This window comes from Bartonella sp. AC130YNZD (assembly GCF_042196865.1).
GTDB lineage: Bacteria > Pseudomonadota > Alphaproteobacteria > Rhizobiales > Rhizobiaceae > Bartonella.
This window is the reverse complement of the sequence record NZ_JBHIQZ010000140.1, coordinates 1-828: the sequence shown is the minus strand read 5'-3', so window position 1 is coordinate 828 and position 828 is coordinate 1. Positions and strand designations below refer to the sequence as shown.

General features: G+C 40.2%; 2 protein-coding genes. One reads left to right on the top strand and one right to left on the bottom strand.

The genetic code is table 11. The features are described from left to right. On the bottom strand, positions 1–119 hold a 119-nt coding region (locus tag ACFINU_RS10160), incomplete at its 3' end, for a helix-turn-helix domain-containing protein (RefSeq protein WP_375667712.1). A 146-nt stretch (positions 120–265) separates the two neighbouring features. Between ACFINU_RS10160 and ACFINU_RS10155 the strand changes: the two genes are divergently transcribed. Continuing rightward, positions 266–793 carry a helix-turn-helix domain-containing protein gene (locus tag ACFINU_RS10155; RefSeq protein WP_375667710.1) on the top strand — a complete coding sequence of 176 codons (528 nt, stop codon included), beginning with the start codon at positions 266–268 and terminating at the stop codon, positions 791–793. Positions 794–828 lie beyond the last annotated feature (35 nt).

Sequence of the window (828 nt, the reverse complement as noted above, 5' to 3'; positions counted from 1 at the left end):
ATATGTTGAACACTGGATGACGATAGTTGATAAGCTTTCGCGAGCTCCGCCAAGGTCATATTACGGCGGCGTAGCTCAGCTAAAATACTATGGCGATCCCAAACTTGTGTGGTTGTCATAAACTTCGCTCCTGCTTTAAACGGATGCTCCCACATCCGTTTTTTGTGGGGTTAAATGTATAATAAACGCCCTTCGTATCGGGCTCTAATATGAGGTATATCTACAAATGGGATATTAGTCAACCCCATTTGTAAACATTTATAATATGAGACGACAAAAAAATGAGCCCAAAACTGCATTAGCAAAACGACTCACAGAAGTTAGAAAGCTTGTGGGCTTATCTCGTGATATATTTTCACTTAAAATTGGTATCAGTATTCAAGGGCTTGGAAATTACGAACGTGGTGATAGAACTCCAGATGCAACGGTTTTATCAGCATATAAAGAAAAATTTGGAGTAAACCTGAATTGGCTTTTGACCGGTGAAGATGCAATGTTTATAGACATGATGATGGCTCGGTCTTTCAATATCTCTCCACCTACCATTCCTGCTGGTCTCATGAAAAAACTCGGTCGCATAGCTTATACAACCTATCGTGATGCTAAAATAAAACTCCCCCCTGAAGATATAGCGGAACTCGCGGCGGAACTTTATAGAAAACTGCAAGAGCTTGTTCAAGACATCAACGATAACGAAGAAGTAGAAGCAACTTTCCCTCTTCTAAAATTGCATTTAAAGCGTCAAATAGAGGCTGAAAGAGTACATCTAGAAGCTACACAAGATACGGCTTAATGCCTCTCTAAGATGAATGGGGGAAGCTCTTTTTA